At 58.2% G+C, this 20,721-nt stretch carries 14 protein-coding genes and 1 pseudogene; 12 read left to right on the forward strand and 3 right to left on the reverse strand.

Annotated features, from left to right (window positions below; genetic code table 11):
* Window position 1 precedes the first annotated feature (1 nt).
* Entirely contained in the window at window positions 2-817 is an 816-nt protein-coding gene (locus BLT47_RS07265) for a sugar phosphate isomerase/epimerase family protein (protein WP_218122559.1), read from the reverse strand.
* A 336-nt stretch (window positions 818-1,153) separates the two neighbouring features.
* Here BLT47_RS07265 and BLT47_RS07270 point away from each other — a divergent pair, with 336 nt between their 5' ends.
* From BLT47_RS07270 to BLT47_RS07290, 5 genes are all read left to right on the forward strand, one after another.
* Window positions 1,154-2,539, forward strand: a complete 1,386-nt coding sequence (locus BLT47_RS07270) for an MFS transporter (RefSeq protein WP_074663281.1) — start codon at window positions 1,154-1,156, stop codon at window positions 2,537-2,539.
* Window positions 2,540-2,736: 197 nt separating this feature from the next.
* Entirely contained in the window at window positions 2,737-3,621 is an 885-nt protein-coding gene (locus tag BLT47_RS07275) for a FadR/GntR family transcriptional regulator (protein WP_049620245.1), read from the forward strand.
* Window positions 3,622-3,726: 105 nt separating this feature from the next.
* Window positions 3,727-5,490: a dihydroxyacetone kinase family protein gene (locus BLT47_RS07280; RefSeq protein ID WP_074663284.1), complete on the forward strand. Its 1,764-nt coding sequence runs from the start codon at window positions 3,727-3,729 to the stop codon at window positions 5,488-5,490.
* A gap of 144 nt (window positions 5,491-5,634) precedes the next feature.
* Complete coding sequence (locus BLT47_RS07285) at window positions 5,635-6,102, forward strand: ribose-5-phosphate isomerase (RefSeq protein ID WP_049620243.1); 468 nt, start codon at window positions 5,635-5,637, stop codon at window positions 6,100-6,102.
* 45 nt (window positions 6,103-6,147) lie between these two features.
* The gene (locus BLT47_RS07290) at window positions 6,148-6,921 is read left to right on the forward strand and encodes a triose-phosphate isomerase (RefSeq protein WP_074663287.1); all 774 of its coding nucleotides are present in this window, start codon (window positions 6,148-6,150) and stop codon (window positions 6,919-6,921) included.
* A gap of 129 nt (window positions 6,922-7,050) precedes the next feature.
* Here BLT47_RS07290 and BLT47_RS07295 read toward each other — a convergent pair whose 3' ends face one another.
* Both BLT47_RS07295 and BLT47_RS07300 read right to left on the reverse strand, forming a co-directional pair.
* A complete protein-coding gene (locus tag BLT47_RS07295; protein WP_074663290.1) occupies window positions 7,051-7,677 on the reverse strand; it encodes a DeoR/GlpR family DNA-binding transcription regulator in 627 nt (208 codons plus the stop codon).
* 538 nt (window positions 7,678-8,215) lie between these two features.
* Window positions 8,216-8,794 carry an NADPH-dependent FMN reductase gene (locus BLT47_RS07300; protein WP_256332579.1) on the reverse strand — a complete coding sequence of 193 codons (579 nt, stop codon included), beginning with the start codon at window positions 8,792-8,794 and terminating at the stop codon, window positions 8,216-8,218.
* A 420-nt stretch (window positions 8,795-9,214) separates the two neighbouring features.
* Here BLT47_RS07300 and BLT47_RS07305 point away from each other — a divergent pair, with 420 nt between their 5' ends.
* The 7 genes and pseudogenes from BLT47_RS07305 to BLT47_RS07350 all read left to right on the forward strand — a co-directional run bounded on the left by BLT47_RS07305 (window position 9,215) and on the right by BLT47_RS07350 (window position 20,545).
* Window positions 9,215-10,063 carry a hypothetical protein gene (locus BLT47_RS07305; protein ID WP_065415013.1) on the forward strand — a complete coding sequence of 283 codons (849 nt, stop codon included), beginning with the start codon at window positions 9,215-9,217 and terminating at the stop codon, window positions 10,061-10,063.
* Window positions 10,064-10,692: 629 nt separating this feature from the next.
* Window positions 10,693-10,965, forward strand: a pseudogene (locus BLT47_RS07315) (transposase); the annotation flags it as partial.
* A gap of 1,058 nt (window positions 10,966-12,023) precedes the next feature.
* Window positions 12,024-12,728: a hypothetical protein gene (locus tag BLT47_RS07330; protein ID WP_074663295.1), complete on the forward strand. Its 705-nt coding sequence runs from the start codon at window positions 12,024-12,026 to the stop codon at window positions 12,726-12,728.
* A complete protein-coding gene (locus BLT47_RS07335) occupies window positions 12,721-13,053 on the forward strand; it encodes a hypothetical protein (protein ID WP_049620169.1) in 333 nt (110 codons plus the stop codon). Before BLT47_RS07330 ends, BLT47_RS07335 begins: the two co-directional genes overlap by 8 nt.
* Before the next feature lie 42 nt (window positions 13,054-13,095).
* Complete coding sequence (locus BLT47_RS07340) at window positions 13,096-14,730, forward strand: formate--tetrahydrofolate ligase (protein WP_074663298.1); 1,635 nt, start codon at window positions 13,096-13,098, stop codon at window positions 14,728-14,730.
* Between the two features lie 515 nt (window positions 14,731-15,245).
* A complete protein-coding gene (ppdK, locus tag BLT47_RS07345; protein ID WP_074663348.1) occupies window positions 15,246-17,996 on the forward strand; it encodes a pyruvate, phosphate dikinase in 2,751 nt (916 codons plus the stop codon).
* A gap of 257 nt (window positions 17,997-18,253) precedes the next feature.
* Window positions 18,254-20,545, forward strand: a complete 2,292-nt coding sequence (locus tag BLT47_RS07350) for a hypothetical protein (RefSeq protein WP_074663301.1) — start codon at window positions 18,254-18,256, stop codon at window positions 20,543-20,545.
* Window positions 20,546-20,721 lie beyond the last annotated feature (176 nt).

Below are 20,721 nucleotides of genomic sequence, written 5' to 3' on the forward strand. Positions count from 1 at the left end.
ATTACTGATTGCTCCTTATGTAATCGAGTGTTTGTTGGGTCCACCGGCGCTCCTCGGCGACGGTCGTTTCTGCGTCTTCTTGCCAGACGAGCCAATGCTCAACAATCTGGCTAATTCCTCGCTTTTCGGGTTGCACCTGTTGCACCTCGTAGGCGTAATCAAGTAACCCTTCGCCCATAGGCGCCCCTGCATAGGTGAATCCAACCCATCCCTGCTGCCGGGAGAAGGCAAAATCCTTCACATGTAGATTCAGCGTGTAGGGGGCACATAGATCGATAACATCGCGAGGATGTTCCAGCCCGGCCACGCAGTTTGCCGGGTCCAGAGCGATTCCCACCCGAGGGTGATCAACTTCTTGAATGATTGACACCAGGTCTTGAGTGGAAACCTGCTCGTAGGTTTCAATAGCTAGATCCACACCTTGGCTATCTAGCCGCGGGATGAGAGAACGCAGGTTTTGTACCACCTGCGCACGATCCAGAGTCCCTTCCGGATTCTTCTGCACCATCGTTCGCACCACCCGCGCCTCTAGGGCCTGGGCGATATCTAGATATTTCTCCAGGTGCGCGCGATCAGTGCCTCGAGTTCCAATCTCCAGCTCCACCTCTTGTGCCGCCGCATCATCATGCAAGCGGGTGAGTTCTGCGGAGGAGAGCGCTTCAAGTTTCGGATAGTCGCATATTTGCAGTACCCCGCAATCAAGTTCGCGGGTACGCGCAACCATGCCAGATAAATCCAGAGGATTGGGAACCCGATCTGATATTTCCCAGAAAAGTGCGTATGTAGAAATGCCTACACCGGCCATAATTCGCTCCATTGCGTTTGCTAGCGGCACCTGAGTGCCCGATTATTAGCGGTGCTGATGCCGCTCCAGCGCGACCCCGCCAAAGTGGTTGACCACTTCCGAGTGTAGGGCGGAAATTTTTTCTTCGCAAGAGCGAACCTGAAACGGATCCGGAGTGCGAAAGTTGCAGAAAAGAGCCGCGTTTCGATACGGATTTGGGGTGCGGGGCGATTCTTCGACTGGGGCCCGGTTTTCAAAAAGTGGTTGACCAAATCTTTCTCGCTCGCTACATTTGCCTTATTGAGCAACGAGGCTCACACCCGCGTCGGGACCTACGGCCCGAGATGCGGCTCGAATTCAAGGACACTCATGGCTACAAATAAAGATTTAGACGCGCAAAGCAGAGAAGCTAGCGTTGAAAAGTCCACTATGAATCAAGTGGCAAAACATTTAATGCCGTTTTTGGCGCTGATGTTCTTCATTAACTTCCTCGACCGGACGGCGATCTCCTTCGCCGCACCGCACGGAATGAATCAAGACCTCGGCCTCACCGCCGCACAGTTCGGCTTCGCCTCCGGCATCTTCTTCATTGGGTACATTATTCTCGAAGTTCCATCCAACCTGGCCCTGCACAAATTCGGGGCTAGGAAATGGTTGGCGCGAATCATGATTTCTTGGGGCATTGTGGCTGTGCTCTTCACCTTCGTGCAGTCCGCTACCCAGCTGTACTGGTTACGCTTCCTCCTCGGCGTGGCAGAAGCCGGATTCTTCCCGGGTGCAATTCTCTGCCTTTCGATGTGGGCGCCCGCCTGCCACCGGGCGCGGATGCTCGGCCTGTTCTACATTGCGCAACCGCTCACTACCGCCATTGGTGCGCCCCTGGCAGGTGGGTTGATCCAGCTGCATGGGCTCTTCGGCCTCGAAGGTTGGCGCGTCATGTTCCTCTTTGTGGGTTTGCCCGCAGTGGTCGTGGGGATCGCCGCTTTGTACGTACTCAAGGATGATCCGCATCAAGCCCGGTGGCTCACCACAGAACAAGCGGATTGGTTGGTAGCCGAACTTAAGCAGGAAGACGAACAAAAAGAGGAGACCTACAAGGTTTCCACCCGGCAGACCTTCACGAATGGCCGGGTCTGGGCACTTTCGCTTGTTTATTTCGGCTTTATCTACGGGTTGTATGCGCTGGGCTTCTTCCTGCCGACGATTGTTTCGGGCTTCGAAGCGCAACTGGGCGAACTCAATAATTTCCAAGAAGGTCTCATTACTGCAATCCCTTATGTGGTTGCGGCAGTGGGTCTGTGGCAGTGGTCGAAGATGGTGCAGAAGCGCGGCTTAAAGACCTGGCATATCGCCCTTCCCGCGGTGATCGGCGGAATCTCAATTCCGGCAGCCTTGCTGGTACAAGATCAACCGGTGGCCTGCATCCTCCTGGTTACGGTAACCGCCTGCTCGATCTTCGCGGTGCTACCGAACTTCTGGACTCTTCCCACTATGTTCTTGACTGGCGCTGCCGCCGCTGCGGGTACCGCACTCATTAATACTGTCGGCAACATTGCCGGGTTCTCTGCCGGCTACATCACCGGTTGGTTGCATGACTTGACGGGCGGTTACCTGTTGCCGATGTGCGTCGTCGGAGGAGTGATGCTCCTTTCCGCACTCATTTTGGGTGGCTTGCGTGCCTCTATGAAGAGCCCCGAAGCCCTAGCTGCTGAGGACGAGCGTGAACAAGCCGAACTTGCAAAGTTCGAATCCTAGGATGCTGGAACGTTCGTGTGTAGCTACTACTTCGCCACCACCTCGCCCTAAGACACAGCTCTTTTTGGGTGATTGGTACGTAAGATACAGGTATTGATTTGTTGGCTAGAGGTGCGGGTGATCGTGCTTCCTGCTGGATCACCCGGCCTTTCACCCGCGAGGTTGTGCGCGGCGAGGAAAGCAAGGGGATATGGCTTATGGCTGAGAGAGCGAAGGTGCTCGAAGCGGAGCACGAAGAAACTAGTTCGGCGGCCAGAAAGCTCAGCCTTGAACGCGGCGAAGTTGCACCCTTGAACGTGACGGCGAGGTCGAATACGGAAGTTTCGCGTACGGCCCAGTCGATCCTTAACGATATCGCCGCCGGAAAATATGAAGTTGACGGCCGTTTGCCGGCGGAACGGCAACTGGCTGCCATGATGGGAGTTTCGCGTGCAACGATTCGGGAGGCGCTCAGTGTGTTGGAAGTGCTGGGCGTGGTAGAAGTGCAACACGGATCAGGTGCCTATGTGCGCATGGGCACGGGTGGGATGGTGCGTAACGTGATTCGCTGGCAACTCGAACTGGGGTACAACGAATACGTGGATGTGCTCCAGGTGCGTTCCTCCCTGGAGGTGCTTGCCGCGCGCCTTGCCGCCACGGCGGTACATCAATCCAAAGAGCCGATGCGTCTGCTGGAACCGCTTTCGCAAACCTTGCTCGGCCAAGAAACCGCCTTGCGGGAGGAAAACCAGGCCGATTTCGTGCGGTACGACGCCGCCTACCACGTGGAATTAGGGGAGCTGAGCGGCAATCGCACGCTGGCAGAGCTCCTCTCCACTTTGCGGGGCTTGCTGAAAGTGTGGCTGGAACATTCCGCGAAAGAACGCGAAGATCAGGAGTTGGCATATAAGGAACACCTTGCCGTGTACCGCGAAATCCAAATGGGACGCTCCAACGCGGCCGCCAAACTCATGTGGAACCACATGGTTTCGGGATCTGACCGGCTCATCGCCGCAAACCTGCAGGCTACGGACCGGCATCTCTTTGACGAATCTTTGGACGCGCCAGAACCGCCCGTGGGCAACGGCGAAATCCCAGACTAAAGGAAATCGGTTCCAAATAACCGGACCCAGCAAATCATATATCCTATATTGTAGGTGTAGGCGTAACGGCAAAAGCCGAAACATCATGATGCAACGGAGCATAAATTGACATACATATATAACGACCCGAAGCGTTTCGCGCGGGATTCTTTGGCGGGTTTTGTGCAAGCTCATTCCCGATATGTAACGGCCGTGCACGGCGGCGTCGTGCGCGCTACCGCCTCTCCGGAAAACGAGGTGGCGCTAGTAATCGGCGGCGGGTCCGGGCACTACCCGGCCTTTTCCGGGTGGACGGGCCCGGGCATGGCACACGGCACGGTGTGCGGCAACGTTTTTGCTTCACCTTCCGAATCCCAAGTGCTTTCCGTGGCCCGCGCGGCCGATAATGGCGGCGGAGTATTGATCGTCTTCGGCAACTATGCCGGGGACGTGCTGCACTTCGGTGCCGCCGCGAAAGACCTGCGGGAAGACTACGGAATCGACGCCCGCATCGTCACGATTAGCGACGATATTGCTTCCGCCCCGCCCGAAAAACATCGGGAGCGGCGCGGCATCGGAGGCGATCTTTTCGTAGTAAAAACAACCGGGGCAGCAATTGCTGCCGGTGCCGATCTCGACGCCGCCGAAAAACTCGCCTGGCACGCCAACGATTCCGTGCGCACGCTCGGCGTGGCCTTCAGTGGCTGCACGCTTCCCGGCGCCAGCGAACCGCTCTTCACCGTGCCGGAAGGGAAAGTGGCGCTCGGCCTGGGCATTCACGGCGAACCCGGGATTTCCGAACACGACCACATGACGGCCACCGAACTTGCCCAACTACTAGTTTCGCGGGTCATGGCCGAAGAACCTGCGCGCGTGCCGGGCGGTTACGAAGGCAAAGTAGCGGTGATCCTCAACGGGCTGGGCGCCACCAAATACGAAGAACTGTTCCTCCTGTACGGCGAAGTAACCGCGCAACTAGCCGCGTACGACGTCGAAATTATCGCCCCGGAAGTGGGTGAACAGGTGACCTCCCTCGATATGGCCGGCGCTTCCCTTTCGCTCGCCTTCCTCGATCCCGAACTGGAAAAGTACTGGCTCGCGCCCGCCGATACGCCCGCCTTCAAAGTGGGGCAAGGGCAGATCGGGCAAGCACCGCGCCGCACCAAACCCCTGGTAGGTACCGGCGCGGATGCGGGGGCCGACGCCGAAAGCCCCGGCGATGTTACCCAGCTCCCCAAGGGAAGTGCGGAATCGGTGGCGCAAGGAGCACAGGCCGCGGAAATCTTCCAGGCCCTCGCGCAGGCCGCGATCGACGCCGAAGAATCCCTGGGCAAATTGGATTCCATTGCCGGGGACGGCGACCACGGGCAAGGTATGGTGCTCGGTTCAGTGGCGGCGCGCGATATTGCGCAAGCGGCGGCCACGGCCGGGTGCGGGGCACGCACGGTAATCGACCAGGCCGGCCGGGCGTGGTCGGAAGGAGCCGGCGGCACTTCAGGTGCCCTGTGGGGCGGTGCGATCCGCGAAGTGGCGCGCGCTTTTGATGATAAGGAGCGCCTGGCCGGGCCGGCCGTGGGCGCGGCCATTGTGGCCGGGGCGCGGCACGTGGCCCTCCAAGGTGGGGCCAAAGTGGGCCAAAAAACCATGGTAGACGCCACCGAACCTTTCGCCGATGCTCTCGAAACCGCGCTGGAAAGCGGGAAAGACCTCGCCGCGGCCTGGGCGCAGGCAGCTGCTACCGCACAAGAAGCCGCCCAAGCCACCAGCGAGATTGTGGCCACCAAGGGGCGGGCAAAAACTCATGGCGATGCTTCCCTCGGCCATCCCGATCCGGGCGCAGTATCATTTGCGCTCCTCATGGAAACCGCGGCCGCCACGCTCGCCAAGTAGCGCGCACAGGAGCAGTAGCGGAGAGCCCGCCGCGTTAGCGGAAAACGCGGCGAGCACGAGCGGCCCCGAAAACCGGAATCGTAGACGGGGACCGTAAACCTAAACAAAAATCTTGAAGCAGGCAAAAATAGAGGAAGGAAACCAATGGCATACCGCGTTATTTTGATTGGCGATTCGGCTGGTTATGGGTATAAGAACATGATCAAGGAAATGTTGACGGGTGATCCGCGCGTGAGCGAAGTGATCGACGCCGGCATGAACGAAGGGGAAACCCCGGATCTATACCCAAATTTGGCTACGGCCGCGGCGGAGCGGATTGCGCGCGGGGAAGCGGACCGCGGGATCTTCGTGTGTGGCACGGGGATGGGCGTGGCGATGTCTGCCTGCAAGGTGAAGGGCATTCGCGCGTCGGTAGCGCATGATTCGTATTCGGTGGAAAGGCTAGTGAAGTCGAATAACGCGCAGATTCTGTGTTTGGGGCAGCGCGTGATTGGGCCGGAGCTAGCCAAGCGGCTCGCCTCGGAATTCTTGGACTACGAATTTGATCCGGCTTCGCATTCGAAAGCCAATGTAGACGCCATCTGCGCTTACGACGGCTCACTCGAAAAGTAGCTGCGCAAAGCACACCGAAACAACCGAAACCGGGAGGTCGGGAACATGATCTGGGTGGGAACCAGTTGGAAAATGAATGGCACGCTCAGCTTTGCGCGTGAGTACGCGGAAAGTTTGGCGGGCGCGGGCATGGAAGCATACGTGCGGGCAGGAGTTCAGCCTTTTGTGATCCCGCCTTTCACCGCGCTCAACACCGCTGCGAAGGCGCTTGCCGAAACCCCGGTTTTGGTGGGCGCACAAAACGCTCACTGGGAAGATGCGGGTGCGTGGACGGGTGAGGTTTCCATGCCGCAAGCTGCCGACGCCGGGGCACGCATTATCGAAATGGGACATTCGGAACGCCGCGAATGGTTTGGCGAAACCGACGAAACCGTGAACCTCAAGGCCAAAGCCGCCCTACGCCACGGCCTCATCCCGCTCATCTGTTTCGGGGAACCCGCCGAAGTTTTCGAAGCCGGGGAAACCTTGCCTTTCATTTGTTCCCAGATCGACGCCGCCCTCGCCGGCTTGCCCGCAGTTGGCGAAGGTGAAACCGGGCCGCGTATTTTGCTCGCATATGAACCTATTTGGGCGATTGGTGAGCACGGCCGCCCGCCGGCCCGCGAAGATTTAGTGACAACTTTCGCCGCGCTGGCCGAACGGTACGGCGAACGGGTAACCGCGATCCTCTACGGCGGTTCGGTTAACCACGCCAATAACCAGGACATTCTGAGCATCCCGGGCGTAGGCGGACTATTCATTGGGCGTTCTGCGTGGACCGCGGAAGGCTATTTGAAGAACCTCGAACTGGCCCGCGAATACCAAGAACAGCGCGGGTAGCCGGCTCCGTGCCGGCTGGGCTGGGGCGGCTCGCGCCGGTTCGGCTGGGATGGTTCGCGCCGGTTCGGCCGGGATGGTTCGCGCCGGTCTGGCTGGGGCCAGAGAAGCGGTGCCGCTTGGGGCACGGGTTTAGTCAGCAATAACGATTTCGGTGGCGCCGGCGCCGCGTAATTCTTTGAGCGCGGCGGCCGACGCCGCATCCGTTGTAATCAAAGTCCACGATTCTGGAAAACTCGCCCAGTGCTCGGCCGGTGGATACTGGGCAGCGGCCGGTCCGTCTGCGAGCCCAGGGGAGTTGAGGGTGCAGGCATCGGCGAGGATGAAGATCTTTTCAGCATGTGCCAACAAGAGGGACTTCATGCGGGCCTCGGCCGCGCTTTTACAGGCAATCCCGCGTGCCGGATCCAGATGGACGGCGTCGATAAACGCATAACGAGGCCGCTTGCGCGTGCTCCGCGCGTTATCGAGCCGCCGCAAAATTTGGGCGAACTCGCGTTCGGCACCAGCACCGTACAGGAAAGCGAAAGCGAGGCGCGGGAAGCGGCGTAACACCGGGCCACCGCTGTTTGTTATTACATAGACGCGGAAGCGGAGCTTTTGGCGCAGTTCAATTGCTACTTGCTGGGTGGCGGCATTCGTATCTAGAAAAACTATGGCATTGTCCCGCACGTAGGCAACGGCCGCGCGCGCCATTGTGCGCCGCCGCGCCCAAATCCCTGGCCGAGCCGCGAGGGCAGAGTGCATAGCTGATGCCATCGCATCCTTTCGGTCGGGAACGGACTAAAAACTTCCGCACGTATATTATCGCGGGCCAGCCTGGCGCGTGGGCTGGATAGGCTGGATTGGCAGTGCGGGCCAGGTAGCCGGGGCTAAGCCACCGGGGCCAAGTCACCGGGGCCGGGCGCCCAGTGCGGGAGGGCTGGATTCGCGGTGCGGGCCAAGTAGCCGGGGTTTGCCGGCGTCGCCCTGCACTCGCAAGCAACCAACCTCGGGCAAAACCAACACCAAATGGCCAATACGCTGCCAATACGCCTAAATGGCCTATACGCAGCAAAACACGCGAGCGAAAACAAGTTTCGAAAACTTGGATCCGCTCGCGTGCTCGCCACAAATGCTGGCTACCGAAAACCTTAGTTTCGCGCCGCAACGTTAGTCTTGTGAAACCTCGATATCGTTTCGCTGCGATATCGTTTCGCTGCGGCGGTACTTTCGTGGCGCGCAGCTTGCTTTGCGCCACGACTGCTACGGTTTTACTGTTTTGCTGTTCTGCTGCTTTGCTGTTTTGCGGTTTTATTTAGCGTGCGTTTTCGAGCACGAGGTCGCTGAAACGGGCAATGTAATCGCGCAGGAACTTTTCGGTGCGTTCCACCAGTGTGCCGTCCTCATTGAAGAGCGTGGGCGATTGGCCGAGGAACACTTCCGGCTGGCCCGGGAACTTCATGTCGAAGTAGGAGAGCGCCAACCGCAGGTTCTTCTGCGCGCTGTAACCACCCATGCGGCCCACGGAATGGCTGATCAACCCGGCCGGAAGGTTCTTCCACGCAACGTCACTATTTGGCTTGGAGCCGATATCCACAGCGTTCTTCAGGCACGCGGGAATCGTCCGGTTGTTTTCCGGGGTTACGAACAAGACGCCGTCAGACGCCTTGATGGTCTCGCGGAACTCGGTATATTCCGCAGGTAGTTCGACGTCGGTTACCTCCGGATCGTCGTATTCGAAGTTATACAGGGGAAGATTGCCAATCTCCACGATCGAAGCTTCCACGCCTTCCGGGAAGTAATCGAGAACGATATTAGCAATGCGGCGCGCATACGAGGCACGGCGCAGACTTCCTACCAGAACACTGACCTTGGCCATTGACGTTCCCTCCATCAGTCAATTTTTCATTTATCCCGACTCTAGCAACAACGCGAGCCGGCGTTAAGAGGGCAAAGCGAGCAGAGAAATTAGCGGGCTGTTGCACTCTGGTGAACGGCGCTAAATTCTCGCACGCCCAATAAGGTCACGCGCGCTTAGTAGAAGCTCGCGCCGCTTTCGAAAACTGCAATCTCTTCAGAAGTGGGGCGCAAAGCGGCGTGCCGAGCAGTGGTGCTGCTTAGTGCGCCCGCGATCACAGTGCGCATCTAAACCCATTAGTGAAGTATTTTGACGCGACGACTGTAGATCCGGTGTCGGTGTTTAGGGAGGGATAAGCGGTGGCGGTGCGTGTTTGCATGAATGCTTGCTAGAAAAATTATGTGGGGTGTACCATAAGGCAACCTGTAAGTTTCATATTTTATTGGAGGGCTTATAATGGGTTGGAAAATTTGGACCACGGCCTTTAGTGCCGTCGCTTTTATTTTGGCGCCGATCCCCATTCCCGAGGCGCCTCCCCCTCAGGGTGGACAGGCGGAGCAGTCGTACACTAATGCAGTTAGTTCGGGTGTTGGTTATGAAGAGTATGCCGAGGCTTTGCATCTTCGTTTGGATGGTGAAACCGTAGCTACCGCGCCGGAAGAGTATGCCTTGAGCCTGCCTGCCACTATTAGTGCCGACAACGGTGTTGGGAAAGTGGTTCTAAAGGACTGGCAAGGCTACGTTTATGCTCTAGATGAAGCGTCTCAAGCGTTGTATATCTCAAACTCCGATAAAAGTTTGGTGGGGGTGGCTGAAGGCTTCTACGCGAAAACCGAAGATGGTGCTTCTTGGCCAGCCAATGTCGAGTTGGAAGATGGGGTCTTAATCCTAACTACGGATGAGGAAAAACCCATTTCTTTCAGTTATGAGTACGTGGACGCTACGATTCCGACGAGTGCGCTTCCGCAGGGAACTGATAGGGCCAGTCTTGTAAGGGTTCCACGTGGGTATGTATATAATCCGAGTCTTGGTTCTTTGCATGACTACTGCACGAATTCGCCAGATGAATTCCCGAACCCCTTTGGACCCAATGCCGACTTCAGAGGGCCGTGCGCGATTCATGATATGTGTTATGAGAGTAAGGGGTGCGCTTCTAAACGGTGCGATTCGGCATTGCTGGCAAATATGCGAAACAACTGTCGGGTGACCTACGCCGGGGGAGCAACTCTGGCATCCTGCCTGGCGACGGCAAGGGTTTACTACGGTGCGGTCACCGTCGTACATACCTTTAATAGCTGTGCTTAGTTGGAGGTAGAGATGTGTAAGAAGCAAACTCCTCTCGTCTGTGTAGTTTTATTAATCCTTTGCTTTGTAGCTCTTGAAGTGTACGCGGCTTCGTCGCAGGGTACGTACAGTACGCGGTATTGGTTAGCGTTTGTGGTCGGGGCGGTTTTGGTAAGTATCTGCCTGTTGAGCCTGCTGTCCGGGTGGAAAGTCCGAGGTAAAAGTGCTACGGGAGTACTTCACGTGCTCGGTAATGTTCTAATCATTTGCGGAGTGGTAGAGTTTATCTTTACTGCGCTCACTAAGCCTACTGCTATCGATTTGGTAGGCCTGGCGTTGATCACGGTCGGGGTGGTCGTGACGCTAGTTACGGCTGTGGTTATAGTGAGGGGGCCAGGCGCGGTTTAATTTCATCAGGTGTTTTGTAGGTTGAGTGGGTTGACTGACGAATTGCGCTTCAACCCACTCAACCATTTTGTGGGGGTAATAATAAGGTTAGGACCTAACCCCAGTAGGAGTTAACGTTGTTTATTCCAATGAAAAAGACTTGAGGACCTGACCCCCTGTTGGTGGACATAGGCTAGCCCCGGCGTTCAGCCGGAGAAAGGTACTCTTCTACCATGTCCTGTAAAATATAATCCGCGCAGTTCAAGAAAGACGCGGTAGCCGCGTATGAGTCCAGCGAGGCTTGGGTGGCGCAGGTTGCTTTTGATCTGGGAATTAATCGTAATTCGCTGCCAAACTGGGTAAACCAGTTTGGCACCGGGGTGCGGGCCAGGCGGCGCAAAGAAGCAGAGGCGGCGCGGGTTTTATCTGAAGCAGAGAGAATCCGACAACTCGAAAAGGAAAACGCGCTTTTGAAAGAAGAACGCGATATTTTGCGCAAGGCGGCGCAGTATTTCGCGAAGGAGATGGGCTTGTGATCCGCTTCAAGTTCATCGAGGACCACCGTACTGAGTTCTCAGTCAAGCGGATGTGTACCGTACTGAAAGTAAGGCGTTCTTCCTACTACAAGTGGGCCGCAAATGCGGCCCGGCGCGAGCAACAGATATACGCTGACGGGCTGTTAGAAGACGAGATGTTCGACGACCCTGCCCACGCGTCGCACTGCCTGCGACTGTGGTCAAAGCGTTACAAAACGCATCATCCTCAATCAAGCCTAGGATTTATCCCACCGACTGAGTACGCCAACCAATGACACCAAACCCAGCAAGGCACTCAAACCGACCGGTCCTAGAAACTAGCCCGGCCCACCTAAACGCCCCAAAGGGATCATATTAGCCGCTTGGTAAAACAAAAGGGGCGCCTCACGCCAGCCAGCAGAGGCGGTAGTGCGGCATCAGGTTTGTTGTCAAATTGTTGCAACCCTGGCTGGATTTAGTGAGTTTCGCAACATACAATTTACGAACAGGTGGTTTCCGGTGGGAGGAATGTTACTCCCAGACGATGAGGTCTAGAAACATGAAAAAATTTGGTTCCATTATTCTAAGTTTGGTGATTTCCGCAATGCTGTTTCCCCCTTGGTCGAAAGCAAGTGCTGAAGAGCGAGGAGACGGGACAGCGAATCGGATAGCTGAGCATGTGATTGTGCCGGATCCTGCGGTGCTAAACGATCCGATCGCATATTACATGGAAGGTCGTGGGGGTAGCAGGAAGGAGGTGTCCCGTATGAAGCGATTGCCATGGCATTCATGCACAGCGCCTCCCGGTGTCTGGGTTACCTGCAGCGATCGTATCGGGCATTTCGGGTACCACGGGAAGGTTATGAGTTTTAGCTGGAATGTCCATTGGACATCTAGTTCCAGCGCAACGGTTCAGGTCCAGGGGTTCAATTCTGCGGGAAAGGCCGTCTGGTATGGGGCGGGGATTGGTAAAAGTGGTAGTGCAAGTGTTCCTTGGGGAAATGTGCTTGCGAATAAGAAAGTGAAGGTGCGGTCAATTCACGTGCCAGCCGGCGTTACAGTCCAGTGGCAGTAGGGCAATGAGAAGGGGTGTCGAGTTCGGGGATGGTCAAGCGTGGTACTTTGCGGTTATCGCAATTTCCGCGATCTTGGTTTTTGCTACAGGCTGTATGCGGCAGGAGTCTGTCGATTCGGAGGCGTTGTATTCATATGTTGAAGACACTCGTGAATGTGCGGGCTTTTTGAAGGTGGAGTCGGAACTTGGTGTTCGGGGTCCTATTGTGGGCTTTGACTGCTTTGATGAGAGTGGCCGGTTATTGTATGTTTTCAGGCAAACAGATGATGCTATTGCCCTTTCTGAGTCAGGAATCCAGTGGGCGTTGGATGATGATAAGAAAGTTCTCTTTCACTCTGACGGTTGGTATCTACTGACGACAGAGCGACTGTCTGGAGAACTTTCCAATGCGTTTCCGGCTTTGGGTGATGCTAGGAAGCTGAAACCGTTCGGCGAGTCCTTCGATAAAGCGGCCATTGATGGTTCGGAAATGGATTGCTTGGCCGATGTTGCTGGGATGGTCTTCGACTATGCCTATTACGAAGCACCAATGGACGTCGGGATAACCGATGAGGTAAAGCGCGCATTAGAAAAAAGTTATCCTAAAGAGATTCGCGAAGTTCTTCAAAAAGAATACGGCGAGGCAGATTCGCTACTCTTTACAGAGCTCGGGAACCGGGCAAGTGAGCTTAATTGCATATGTAAAGACGGGAGAGGTCTCTATGAATAAGCCATCTACATATCGTTCTTTGGCGAAGGCGCTGGCCGTTATCGCCGTGGTACTTTTCGTGCTCTACATTGTGATACAGATGTATCAGGCTAACTGGTGGATTGCCATCGATCGCCCGGGCGACCCGATCGGCGCGTGGCTCCTAACCGCGTTGTTCTTCTTGGTAACGGGGATCGCCTCACCCACAGCGGCGGTGCTTAGCGGCATTGGGGCTTTCGTGTTCATACGTCTCGCCGCTGCGCATGAGTACGCCGCCGTCAGCAAATCCGTCACCAAAGGATCGGCTGTCGTCAACGAACCGGCCACCAACCCGTCTGCAAGCTGAGCCAGAGACGCAGGAACCCTTGGCCTCATCTACAATCTCGGCATGAATGTCATCATGCCAATCGCAGAAGTGGCGCGCCAGGCAGGCGTGCCCGAAGAAGCTTTTCTGCCATATGGGCGCGGGCGCGCCAAAGTCGATAGAACTTGGGTGGAGTCCGCGCAGCCGCGCGGCAAACTGATCTTGGTTACGGCTGTGAATCCCACTCCGCCCGGAGAGGGGAAAACCACCACGTCCATTGGCCTTGCCGATGGGTTGCGGCAGATCGGCAAGAGCGCCGCGCTTGCTTTGCGTGAACCATCCCTGGGCCCCGTGTTCGGGATTAAGGGTGGTGCTATTGGGGGCGGAAAATCCCAAGTTGTACCCGCCACGCAGATTAATCTGCATTTCAACGGGGACTTTGCGGCTATTGCCGCGGCCCAGAACCTGCTGGCCGCTATTACCGAAAACGCGGCCCATTTTGGTACGCACGATCTAGATCCGCGCACGCTCAATGTACGCCGGGCCCTAGACGTCAACGACCGCACCCTGCGCCAAGTAGTGACCGGCTTGGGCGGGCGCACCGGCGGCATCCCGCGCGAAACCGGTTTCGATATCACCGCTGCCTCGGAAGTCATGGCCGCCTTCTGCATGGCTTCTGACCTGGCCGATCTGCGCCGCCGCATCGGGGGAATCGTCGTCGGAGCAGACCGTTCCGGCAACCCCGTAACCGCAGATACGCTGCAGGCAACGGGCGCGATGCTCGCCCTACTCGTAGAAGCATTCTCCCCGAACCTCGTACAAACCATGGAAGGTACCCCCGCGTTTGTGCACGGCGGGCCTTTCGCAAATATTGCGCACGGCTGCAATTCCGTGATGGCCACGCGAGCCGCCCTGGCCACTGCCGATTACGCGGTAACCGAAGCAGGTTTCGGGGCAGACCTCGGCGCCGAAAAATTCATGGACATCAAGTGCCGCGAAACTGGGCTGCGCCCGGCCGCCGCCGTGTGCGTGGCTACCGTGCGCGCCCTCAAATACCACGGCGGGGTGGCGCTCGCGGACCTCGAAACCGAAAACGTGGAGGCCGTGCGCCGCGGGCTCGCCAACCTGCGCCGCCACATTCAGATTCTGCGTAACGTTTTGGGGCTCAACGTGGTGGTCGCGATCAACCGTTTCAGTGCCGATACGGAAGCGGAAATGGCTGTTATCGCGGAGACGACGGCGCAGCTCGGCGTCAAATCGGTAGCGGCCGAACACTTCACCCACGGCGGCAAGGGAGCGGTCGCTTTGGCCGAAGCCGTGGTAGAAGCAGCAGAAAACCCCTCCACGCCTACCTTTACCTACGCCGCCGAAGCCACGCTGGAAGAAAAGATCGACGCCGTGGTCCGTAAGATTTACGGCGGAGATGGTGCTACCTTCACGCGGGCCGCACAAAGAGAACTCGACCGCTTGCAAGCCAGCGGTTATGGTTCCTGGCCGGTATGCATCGCCAAAACCCCGGCGAGCTTGACGGCCGATCCGAACGTGCTCGGCGCGCCTACTGACTTCAAAATTCCCGTCCGCGAAGTCCGGCTTTCTACCGGCGGCGGCTTCGTTGTCGTAATCGCAGGATCCGTAATGCTCATGCCTGGCCTGCCCAAACGTCCTTCGGCCGCGGATGTAGACGTGACCGCTGAAGGCGAAATCGTAGGTTTGCACTAGAGTCCATTTCTTGGTGTAGAGTCTCTCGCTATTGGTGACTACGGTGCGATTTGTTCCAAAAAACGGGACTTCCCGCGGTGCTGACGCCGCAAGCTAGCGCTGACGCCGCAAGCTAGCGCTGACGCCGCAAGCTAGCGCTGACGCCGCAAGCTAGCGCTGACGCCGCAAGCTAGCGCTGACGCCGCAAGCTAGCGGTGCCTGTGCGGTGCCGGGTGTACCTGCGCGGTACTAGTGCGGCGCCTGCGCGGTGCGGTCACAGCTTAGGGTGGCGGCACCGGTGCAGCATTTGCGCCGCGGGAAGTCTTTCCGGGAGTCTTACAGGAAGTTCGGAAAATCCCGAGCGTGCACGGCCAAAAAGATCCCATTCAAGTGGATTACTTGAAACGAAAAAGAGGGGGTGTTTTTCGCCACTTCGGTGCTAGCCTGAGAGACGGTGGTAACGCCACGGCGCACGTAGCGCTCCAAACCAAAAATTGCAGAAGGCAATAAGGATGTTGCTGAAAGTGGAGGCGGGAATGACTAAGTACATTTACTCTTTCACTGAGGGGAACAAGGACATGAAGGACCTCCTCGGTGGAAAAGGTGCGAACCTTGCGGAAATGGTCGGGTTGGGAATGCCCGTGCCTCCCGGGTTTACGATTACTACGGAGGCTTGCCGGTACTACCTGGAAAACGGGTTGGAACCGCATGAGCTGGCGGAACAGGTGACGGAATACCTCACCGCAATTGAAGAGCAGATGGGCCGCAAACTTGGCGACCCGGACGATCCGCTCCTCTTCTCCGTACGTTCGGGCGCCAAATTCTCCATGCCCGGCATGATGGATACCGTGCTCAATATTGGTCTTACCGATGAATCCGTGCGGGGCTTGGCCAAACAGTCCGGAGATGAGCGTTTCGCTTGGGATTCCTACCGACGCCTGATCCAAATGTTTGGTAAGACCGTGCTCGATATCGACGGCGAACTATTCTCCCAAGCCCTTTCTGATTTGCAGCACGCTCACGGCTATTCCGGGGATCTGGATATGACCACGGACGATCTGCGCGAAATCACCTCGATTTTCAAGGGCATCGTGCGGCGTACCACCGGGCGTAACTTCCCGCAAAATCCGCGGTCGCAAATGAACCTGGCCATTACGGCCGTGTTCCGTTCCTGGAATACGGAACGGGCCCGGATCTACCGCCGCCGCGAACACATTCCAGATGATTTGGGCACGGCCGTAAACATCCAAACCATGGTCTTCGGCAACCTGGGTGAAACTTCTGCTACCGGTGTGTGCTTCACCCGTGATCCTTCCACCGGTCATTCCGGCGTGTACGGCGATTTCCTGCCCAATGCCCAAGGGGAAGACGTTGTTGCCGGTATTCGCAATACCCAGCCCCTGGCCGAACTACAAGACTTCAATAAGCCGGCTTACGATCAGCTCGTCGATATTATGCAACGCCTGGAAAACCACTACCGGGATCTGTGCGATATCGAGTTCACGATCGAAGAAGGTAAGCTCTGGATGCTTCAAACCAGAGTTGGTAAGCGTACCCCGGCCGCCGCTTTCCGCGTGGCGGGCCAACTGGTAGAAGAAGGCCTGATCGATAAGCGCGAAGCTGTTACCCGGGTTACGGGCGAACAGCTCACTTCGCTGCTCTTCCCCCAGTTCCGCCGCGAAAATGTGGAAGAACCGGTAACCGTAGGCACACCTGCTTCGCCGGGCGCAGCCGTGGGCAAGATCGTTTTCGATAATGCTTCGGCTACGCGGCGCGCCGCCGAAGGCGAAGACGTAATCCTGGTGCGCCGGGAAACCAATCCGGATGACCTCGAAGGCATGGTGGCCGCCCAAGGCGTGCTCACGGCCCGCGGCGGCAAAACTTCCCACGCGGCCGTGGTAGCCCGCGGGATGGGCCGCACCGCCGTCGTCGGCGCGGAAGACCTAGTAATTAACGAAAACTCGCGCACCGTGTTCGTAAAGTCCAAGCACCTTACCTTGCGCGAAGGCGACGTTATTTCCATCGACGGCACCACCGGGGAAGTTTTCACCGGCTCGGTACCGGTAGAAGATTCGCCCGTGATGGTATACGTAACCCAAGGTTTGGAAGCCGCCCTTGAGGTGGCGAACGACGCCGATGCACGCGAACTCGTGAACTCCGTGCACAATATTTTGACCGAGGCAGATTCAATCTCCCGTATGAAGGTCCGCGCGAACGCGGATAACCCGGAAGATGCGGCCAAGGCACGGACGATGGGCGCACAGGGCATCGGCCTGGTACGTACCGAACACATGTTCCTCGGGGAGCGGCGCGAACTGATCGAACACGTAATCCTTGCCGAAACCCGCGAACAGCAAGAGGCCGCACTGGCTGCGCTATTACCCCTGCAGAAGAACGATTTCTTAGGGATTTTCGAAGCCATGGATGGGCTGCCCGTGGTGGTACGGCTCATCGACCCACCGCTACACGAATTCTTGCCGGATCTGACCAAACTTTCGGTAGAAATCGCGGTGGCAGACGCCCTTGGCAAGCAAGTACCGGAACGCAAGCGGCAGCTTTTGCATGCCGCCCAGGAACGCAGCGAAGCCAATCCGATGCTCGGCTTGCGCGGGGTACGGCTTTCCATTGAGATTCCCGGGTTTGTGGATACCCAGGTGCGGGCGGTTGCGGAAGCGGCAGCGGAGCTGCGCCTCAAGGGTAAGGACCCGCATCCGGAAATCATGATCCCGCTGGTCGGCTCCGAAAAGGAACTGCACCTGGTGGCAGATCAAGCGCGCGAAATCGTGCGGGAAGTGGAACGCCAGTACGCGATGGATACGGGCGCTCTGGATATCGAAATCGGTACCATGATCGAATTGCCGCGCGCCGCGATCGTGGCCGATAAGATCGCCCACGAAGCCGAATTCTTCAGCTTCGGCACGAACGATTTGACGCAAACCACGCTCGGTTTCTCCCGCGACGATGTAGAACACGAATTCATTCCGCTCTACATTGAAAAGGGCATTTTCCAAGAATCGCCCTTCGGCACCATCGACCAAGAAGGTGTGGGCGAACTCGTCCGCATCGGCGTGGAACGCGGGCGGGAAGGCCGGCCGGGTATCAAGATCGGCGTTTGCGGCGAACACGGTGGGGACCCGCAGTCCATCCACTTCTTCGACGCTTGTGGGATTGACTACGTATCCTGCTCGCCCTTCCGAGTGCCGATCGCGCGGCTCGAAGCGGGCCGGGCCACGGTCCACAACGAATCCTCGCTCGCTCAAAACGGCGCTACCGACGCCACGGCGTAAACTCGCGGCCGTGCAAACTCGCGGCAGCGTGAAGCTGCGCCGGTGTGAACCCGGGGCAGTAAGCACTCGCGGCGGTGCAAACCTGCCGTAGCGTGAACCTGCGAGGGCGTAAGCTCCGGGTTGCGCAAGTTCGCGACGGCGTAAACTAGCATTTTGCGTGGGATGTATGACAGCGCAGGCGGGAGGTTTTCCTCCGCGCCTGCGCTGTTCAACATAGAATGGCATGCATAGTAAAGGCGGGCGGGAGAGGAGAATAGATGGCGGTCTTTTCGTTTGAAGGCGGCGAGCTTCGGCCCGCAGCTCCCCAAACAGATCTGCCGGATTCCGTGGTAGGGCCGATTTTGGCGGCTTTGCGCGAAAACGCTCTAGAAATCCTACCTTCTCCGCTTTTCGCAATCGCCTGGACCCGCGATCCAGAAACACCTTCCTACCTGATTTGTTTGGACGCAACCGGGCAGATTTGTACGGTCGCGGTAATGCCAAGCCTCGATACGGAGAGCCTGGTGGCCGCACTCACGGTTTCAGGACGGCAGTCTAATTTAGACCGCGAAGAAATCGTGCGCATGTACCCGGGCGGGGAAGAAGAATTTTCCCGAAAATGGAATGCGTTCCGGGCTATTAATCCGCCGGTGGCAAGTGCCGGGCCGAAACTTTTTGTAATCACTTTGCGCGTGGCCGATAGCGTGCGGGACGCAATTACCGCGCTCGCGGGCGGCGGCGTCGCAGTGTATGCGGCGAGCGTGTATGAGGCCGGGGGCCGGGCCCTCGTTAATATCGACGAAGTTTCGGTAGCCCCGAGCCTCCGGTATGCGTTGACCAGTCCGGCGGCCGCGGCGCGGCCGGGGATCGGGGAATCCGCTTCCACGCCCGCCACCGAAAGTCTCCGCGAGGTTTACGTGGAACTACCGGCGGAACCTTCCGCCGGAACGCCGGCGGAGACGTACGTGGGTACACCGGCTAAGACTTACGCGGGAATGCCCGATGAAACTTACCCCGGCACGCCGGCAGAAACCCCCGCCGATGCTCCGGCTGAAACGACCGCTCCAACATACGCGGGAACTGCGAGCGAAATGCCTGGAGAAACATACCCTGAAACTTATAGCGGAACGCCCGCCGAAACATACGGAGGAACGCCCGCCGAAACATACGGAGGGACGCCTGCCGAAACATACGGAGGAACGCCCGCCGAAACATACAGCGGAACATCGGCTAGAACTTCTGCCCAATATTCCGGCCAAGTTCCGCGCGAAAGCACACCTCTAAACTTTTCCGAAAGTGCGGCCAAAACTACCCCGGAAAGCGCGGCTTGGAAAGCTTCGGCCGCGGCTACGGCAGCGGCCAGAAGTACGCGGGAAAACGCTGGCCAAGAAACCTGGGCCGCCGGTCCGGGACGAAGCGTGCAGGAAAGCGCGGCCTGGGAAGCATCAGCCCCGGCGGCAGACCCAGCTCTAGCCGCAGATCTACCCGCGGCTGCGGATCTCTCCCCGGCGGCGGATCTATCCTCGCCGGCGACGCAGCTATCCTCTTCAGGTGCGGGTTCGGCGAGGAGTACATGGGAGAGCGCAGCTTGGGAAGCCTCAGCTACCGCGTCGGCAAGCACCTGGGAAAGCGCGGCCTGGGAGGCCTCGGCCAGGGCCGAAACTCATGCTGAAACTCCGGCTGAGATTCCTGCCGAACCACGCGCGGAAACCCGCGCCGAACCGTGGGTACCGCCGCTGCGGCAAAATATTGTTGACGCCCACAGTGTGTCTTCACCCGAGCGGCTTCCGGTCACGCCCGCCCAGTCGGAAACCGGTTCAGCGCATTCTGCACCAAAACTCGTGCAAACCGCGTGGGTAGCGCCTTCGGCCGCGGAAGTCGGGGTCCGGCCGACCGATAGCTTGCCGGAACACGAACGGGCAATTCCGGATCCCTTACGGGCCGGGCCCGAACCGGCCGCGGCAACTTTCACGGTAGATGTAGATCCGGATATAGAGATCGCGCGTGCCCGGCGGCGGGCGCGCCGCGCCGCGGTAGAAAGCGCATCGGAAGCGGCTTCTTCCCGGTACAATTCCGAGCCTTCCCGCCCGCCCACGGTTGGTTCCCCGGCGCGGCCGGAACCTTCGCGGCACCAGGAAAACCAGGAGCACCAACCGGTAACCATCGCAGATTTGGCGCAGCGAGCCAAAGGCCGGGGTGAAAGATCCCGGCGAACCACCGACCACGTGGCGCTCGCGGAAGGCCCGATCGCGGAAAAGTTCGGTATTATCCCGCTCACCGATAGCAAACAGGCTGCCGAACAGGCCCGTGAACGCAACCGGAAAGCAATTGCCCGGCTCGCCCGGATTTCTCAAAACGGGCCGGTACGCGTGTATTGGGTGTTCCGCCGCCGCGGTATAGACCTGCAAGCAAATGTGGAATGGCCCGGCGTGCTCCGGGTGGCAGGCCACGGAAACTACACCGATCCCACGGCCGCGGCCGAAGAAATCGGCGGAGTGGAAAACGTAGACGGCTGGGATCTGTGGCGCACCGCGGATGGGCGTAGCCTCGCCGATCTCGACCCAGAATAAAAGCACGGCCCGCCGCCGCGGGTAGCTCTCCCGCGGCCAGTTCGCTCGCGCTCAGCTAGTTCGCCCTTGCACAACCAGTTCGCTAGATGCGGTTAGTTTGCGCGGAACTAGGTCACCCGGGGGCGTGGGCAGTTCGCCTAAGCACGGTGAGCTTACTGTTGCTGCCCGCAGCGCGA

This window comes from Actinobaculum suis, assembly GCF_900102025.1.
GTDB classification, from domain to species: Bacteria; Actinomycetota; Actinomycetes; order Actinomycetales; family Actinomycetaceae; genus Actinobaculum; species Actinobaculum suis.